The organism is Coprobacillus sp. (assembly GCF_984815275.1).
Genome location: NZ_CFJNYH010000075.1, coordinates 1 through 6,279, shown reverse-complemented (window position 1 = coordinate 6,279; position 6,279 = coordinate 1). Strand labels below are relative to the sequence as shown.

The window sequence follows — 6,279 nt, the reverse complement described above, 5'->3', positions numbered from 1 at the left end:
GCCTGAGATACAATTCCAATTTCATCTTCTCTATCTATAAAGAGTTCATCATTTTTTCTATTTTTAATATTATCAATATAATTCTTTATTTTCTTTAATGGATTGATCAATGTCAAAACCCATAAAATCATCATAATTGCAAAAATAACAAAGAATCCATACTGAATATAAATAATTTGATTTCTTAAAGAAGTAATTAAATCATTAGAATAATCACTATTGACAATAGATATTAAATAATATTGTGAATCTTGAGAATATCTTGTAATCATATAATAAAATGTTTCATTACCAAAAGTTCCTTTATTCTTAACTTTAGAGTGGGATGTATTAACCAGTTGTTGTAAGTCTTTTCCAAAAAGATCCTGATAAAGTTCTAAAACAAAATTTTCAGAAACAATATTTGATTTTTCAAATATCTGAGTAGAACTGTTATAAATAATATGATACGTTTGCTTTGCTTGTTTATTTGGCATATAAGAATCATTAATAACCGCATACTGAGAGATACTTAATGTTTCATACATTTGACTATCAATAATAGAACTTAAGTTATAATCAACCAAAGGCATCATAACAGCCACAAGCAGCAAACCAACAAAACTCAAAACAACAATCAGCTGTTGAACAAGTGAAAGTTTTTTTAGAAAGTTTAGTTTTGAAATTTTTTCACGCATATTAATCTAATCGATATCCAAAACCATAAATTGTTTTTATATTTAAATCAGGCATTTTCTTTCTCAAGCGTCGTAATGTATCATCAACAACACGATCACTTCCAAAGTAATTTTCATCCCATACTTTGGCTAAAACTTGCTCTCTAGAAATAGCAATTCCTTTATTTTTAACAAAATATATTAACAATTCATATTCTTTAGTTGTTAATTCTATTTCTTCTTTATTAAATAAAACTTTACGCTTTTCTTCATCAATTGCATAACCATCAACATTAATTAAAGCAGGATCATCTTTATATACACGTTTTAAAACATTATGTATTCTTAAAATCACTTCTTTGATATTGAAAGGTTTTGTAATATATTCATCACAACCTTTTTCAAGACCAATAATACGATCAAACTCTTGATCTCTAGCACTCATGAAAACAATAGGCATGTTGGGCTTACAATATTTGATTTCATTAAGAAGATCAAATCCACTGCTTTTATCTAACATAATATCAACAATCCATAAATGGACATCATCATCTTTATGTAATAAAGCTTCTTCATATGTATAGAAGGAATAAACAATATATCCCTCTTTTTCTAAATAAGTTCTTACCAAATCATTTAAGTTTTTTTCATCATCTATGATGTTAATACGATATTTCATAAAATCACCTCACTATCACTATATACAAAAGATTGCCATAGAATATGGCAATAATTTGTGATAATATGTGAAACTTTTATTTTTCTACTGCATATCCTTTTGCTTTAATCACATTAACAACCTTTAATACATTTTCATGGCAGATTTCATCGCTTTGTGCCTCAACCATAACACGTACAACAGGTTCAGTTCCACTTTCACGTACTAAAATTCTCCCATCACTTCCCAGAATTTCTTCTACTTCTTTAACAGCTGCTTGAACATCAGGATCTTCTTGTGCTTTCTTTTTATCAGTTACACGAACATTAATTAATAATTGTGGATAAATATCAACCGCTTCAGTTAATTGAGCTAATGTTCTTTTATTTTCAACCATAGTTTCTACAACTTTTAATGATGTTAAAATACCATCACCAGTTGTTGCATGTTTTGAGAAAATAATATGTCCAGATTGTTCTCCACCAATACAGTGTCCATTTTGAACCATATTTTCATAAACATACTTATCACCAACAGCAGTCTTTTCATACTGAATACCCACTTTATCCAATGATTTATATAAACCAAAATTACTCATGATTGTTGTCACAATTGTGTTATTTAACAATTCACCTTTGGCTTTCATCTCTAAACCACATACATAAAGAATCAAATCACCATCAACAACTCTTCCAAATTCATCAACAGCAATACATCTATCAGCATCACCATCATATGCAAAGCCAACATCTAATCCATTATCTAAAACATATTTTTGTAAGACTTCAATATGTGTAGAGCCACAGTTTGTATTGATATTTAATCCATCTGGCTGATTATGAATAACATGTGTTTCAGCACCCAAAGCATCGAATACACTTTTAGCAATAGCACTTGATGAACCATTTGCACAGTCTAATCCAATTTTCAAATCTTTAAATGCACGTGTTGGAATGCTCATTAAATATCCAATATAACGATTTCTACCCATTGAATAATCAATTGTTCTACCAATTTTATCTTTTGTAGCATATGGAATAGAATCAGTTAATCCATCAATATACTGTTCAATAAGGTTTTCAACATTTGCCTCTAACTTTTGTCCTTTTCCATTAATAACTTTTATTCCATTATCATAGTAAGGATTATGTGAAGCAGATATCATGATTCCACAATCAAACTCTTCACTTCTTACAACATAAGAAACTGAAGGAGTTGTTGTGACATGCAACAAATACACATCAGCACCACTTGCAGTTAAACCAGCTACAAGAGCATATTCAAACATATACGAACTTCTTCTTGTATCTTTTCCAATTGCTATTCTCGCCTTACCATTTTGCGAATAATACCATCCAAGATATCTTCCAACTTGAAAAGCATGTTCAACTGTTAAATCAACATTCGCTTCTCCTCTAAAACCATCTGTTCCAAAATATTTACCCATTTCTCTAGTTCCTTTCAATATTAATAGTCACTTTTGACGATGATAATAACTCAATCTTAATTTTTTCATCATCTACAGCTGTCTTCACATCAACACGTCTTGTTCCTACTCTTAACCCGTCAACATCAACACTCGCCTGTATATTGTCAGCTGTTAAAGAAGCAATCTTAGCCTCGGTACCTGTAACAGATACTGTTGCATAACCACCTTCTCCAGCAAAAGACACCTTATAATTTTCTGTGTTATTTAACACCTTAATAGGGACTTTTTCAATCTTCTTGGTAATCACTTTTTCAACCTCTACTGTCACATCAACTGTTTCAGAAGAAAACTTATTAATACCATTTCCTCTTTTAAAAGCAACATTTGTTATTGTCGTATTAGACTTAACATCACTTACATCAACATCTACTTTCACAACAGAAATATCTTTAATTTTTTCTTCCAAACCATAAATCGTAATTTGACTTTGAGAAAGTCTATAATTAGATATTTCATATCCTGCAGGGATATCACCCACAAATTGAGCTTGTACAGGAACAACTTTACTATAAGAAGCCACATTACATTTGACATGGACAGTTGTAGGTGAAATTTCTACATTAAGCTCTTTATCATTAGCATCATATGCTTTGATTTTAGCATCCTGTTCAAAGGCCTCTGTCTTATCTGCAACATCAATATTTGCCTCTACCCTAACAACCTTTTGCAATGTCTCCTGACTTGCACGTAAAATCACACTTGTCTCAGCCATTTCTTCTACACTTACAGAATATTCTGTATCCAATTTTTCTTCATTTATGAAACGATAGCCTAAATCAAAAGTTGCATCTATTTTTGGTAAAAGTTTGATTTTCAAGGTTGATGGTACTGGCATCACTCTTAATGTTTCAGGAAAGTTACGCGATCTTAAATTGACAGTATACTCACCCTTTTCATAATCTGCTAAATCAAGATAAATTTGATAGTCTTTTGTAAAATTGACTTTATAAATATCCAAAGATGGACCAATCAATCCAACTGTAACGCTCTCTGGAACACCAGATAATTCTAAAGATGAATCTAAGTTTTCTACAACAACAGGAACATTCTCTAGAGTTGAACCAGATGTTGGGCTAGTGAGAATATCTTTCCCAGCAATACTATAGAAAAGAACTCCAGCCATTGCAAAAGAAAGAATCATAATACTGGCTTTACTTGATAAAATTTTATCTAATGTTTGATTAATATAATTATAGAATCGCCCAACTGTATCAATAGTTTTTGTTTTTGTAGCACTAATATTTTCTTTTGTAGTACTTTCTTTTGATGCTGCTTCCTTTTCTTTTTGTACAACTTTCAAAAAGAATTCAGTTGTTGAATCATGAACATCTCTTTTTTCTTTATTTTGTCTAGGACTCATGAGCTTGACCTCCTTCATCACCAGATTTAAACCAATTTAATTCATTAACTAAAGATGCACGTAACTCTTTTGTTGGAATCTTTTTTAATTCACCATTCATAGCAAATGAAATGGTCCCTGTTTCTTCACTGACAACAACTGTTAATGAATCTGTAATTTCACTAATCCCAATAGCAGCTCTATGTCTGGCCCCATACTTAGGACTCAATTCCTTATTTGTCGGCGGATAAAATGCTGCTGCACATGCTACACGGTCACCTTGAATAATTGTTGCTCCATCATGCAATGGTGTTCCTTCCCAAAAAATTGTTAAAAACAACTCACTTTTAATATCTGCATTAATCTTTGTCCCTGTATTAATATAATCCAATAAAGATTGCGTTCTTTCAAAAGTAATCAAAGCACCTGTTTGTTCTTTTGAAAGTGTTGTAATTGCACTTACTAACTCATCCATTAACCTTTCTTTTTCATCATCACTTATCTCTTTTTTCATTGTCATCTTTGTCTGACCCATTTTTTCCAATAAAGTTCTGATTTCTGGTTGAAAGATAATAATCATAGCAAGAACTCCCCAATTAATAATACTATCAACTAGGTAATTTAATGTCGTTAAACCTAAAACACTAGTTATGAGTTTAACAATTAAAATAAACAAGACACCTTTAAACAACTGCATTGTTTTCATATTTGTCTTAAACATCGAAATTACATAATATAAAATAAACCAAACTGCAATAAGATCTATAGAAGATCTTAAGAAGTTAATGATTTGAGACCAACTCATATTATTCATCACCCACATTTCTTTTCTATTATAACAGTTTTAAACCTAAAATAAAATGCCACAATTTTCATTTGATGAAATTTTTAGCTGCAATTTCTGACATCTTTATACAAATCATACACATATGAACAAAAACAAGCCTATTTCTAGGCTTTCTCTTTTCATGATAAATCATCACATATAGAGCAATATAAAATATCTGCTTTAGAAGCAAAAACACTAGCTACAGTCTGCAAATCAAGGATATCTATATCACAATTATCTAAATGTGATAATATTTTTAAAAATGCACTGATTTCTAGAACTTCTTTTTCCATCTCTTCATGAGTCATAAAACCACCTCCCGAATTATCATCAAGATGGTTTTATCATTTTGCAAATCTTTTCAACTTCTTTCTTTGTGATTTCACCATACTATACTTTATTTATATTAAAAAGTATTTTGATTGTTTATTTTATCTTTAAACATCAAAGTTGTTTTATATACAAAGTGTTTAAAACCTGTATATATCAATGTTTTGTACTTTTATCAAAAAAGATATATTTATTTGACTGAGATATTTTTTAACATTTCAATAAATTTTATTCCTTTTACAAAAAATGACATCAAAATTAGTGTAAATGTCTTTGCAAATCATGAAAAAAGTTGTAATATATGTATGTTAAATAGGAGGATTATTATGGGAAGAAAAATTTTAGTTGAAACATCTGCAAGACATGTCCATGTTTCACAAACTGATTTAGAAACATTATTTGGTGAAGGATATACACTTACAAATAAAAAAGACCTTTCTCAACCAGGGCAATTTGCGTGCGAAGAAAAAGTCACTGTTATAGGACCTAAAGGAGAAACAAAAATGTCTATTTTAGGACCAACTCGTGCAAGTACACAAGTTGAAGTTTCTTTGACAGATGCAAGATCATTAGGAATCAAAGCATTAGTGAGAGAATCAGGAGATATTGATGGAACTCAAGGATGCAAACTTGTTGGTCCTGCTGGTGAAGTGGAAATCCCTTGTGGTGTTATTGCAGCAAAACGTCATATTCATATGACTCCAGCTGACGCTCAAGAGTTTGGTGTGGAAGATAAGCAAATTGTAAGCGTTGAAGTGACTACTGATGGCAGATCATTAACATTTGGTGATGTTGTTTGTCGTGTAAGTGATACTTATGCATTAGCTATGCATATTGATACTGATGAATCAAATGCAGCTTGTGGACCTAACGAAGGCACAATTATTAAATAGAATTAACACAGCATTTAATCATGCAAAAAAGAATAATTATAGTAAAAAGAAGATTTCAGTGAAACCTTCTTTTTATATATAAATT

Annotated in this window: 6 protein-coding genes and 1 pseudogene; 1 reads left to right on the top strand and 6 read right to left on the bottom strand. The window is 30.5% G+C overall.

Features of this window, described 5'->3' with window-relative positions; translation table 11 throughout:
* From AC5M21_RS15690 to AC5M21_RS15665, 6 genes and pseudogenes are all read right to left on the bottom strand, one after another.
* A pseudogene (locus AC5M21_RS15690) lies at positions 1-677 on the bottom strand (sensor histidine kinase); the annotation flags it as partial.
* 1 nt (position 678) lies between these two features.
* Positions 679-1,335, bottom strand: coding sequence for a response regulator transcription factor (locus AC5M21_RS15685; protein ID WP_008790527.1), 657 nt, complete (start codon positions 1,333-1,335; stop codon positions 679-681).
* A gap of 76 nt (positions 1,336-1,411) precedes the next feature.
* Positions 1,412-2,761, bottom strand: coding sequence for a phosphoglucosamine mutase (gene glmM / locus AC5M21_RS15680; protein ID WP_008790528.1), 1,350 nt, complete (start codon positions 2,759-2,761; stop codon positions 1,412-1,414).
* Positions 2,762-2,765: 4 nt separating this feature from the next.
* Entirely contained in the window at positions 2,766-4,163 is a 1,398-nt protein-coding gene (locus AC5M21_RS15675) for a CdaR family protein (RefSeq protein WP_008790529.1), read from the bottom strand.
* Complete coding sequence (gene cdaA / locus AC5M21_RS15670) at positions 4,153-4,947, bottom strand: diadenylate cyclase CdaA (RefSeq protein WP_017143825.1); 795 nt, start codon at positions 4,945-4,947, stop codon at positions 4,153-4,155. Before cdaA ends, AC5M21_RS15675 begins: the two co-directional genes overlap by 11 nt.
* Positions 4,948-5,108: 161 nt before the next feature.
* Positions 5,109-5,279, bottom strand: coding sequence for a hypothetical protein (locus AC5M21_RS15665; protein ID WP_008790531.1), 171 nt, complete (start codon positions 5,277-5,279; stop codon positions 5,109-5,111).
* Between the two features lie 348 nt (positions 5,280-5,627).
* On the opposite strand from AC5M21_RS15665, the gene pduL reads away from it, so the two are divergent.
* Positions 5,628-6,194 carry a phosphate propanoyltransferase gene (gene pduL, locus AC5M21_RS15660; protein ID WP_008790532.1) on the top strand — a complete coding sequence of 189 codons (567 nt, stop codon included), beginning with the start codon at positions 5,628-5,630 and terminating at the stop codon, positions 6,192-6,194.
* Positions 6,195-6,279: the final 85 nt, after the last annotated feature.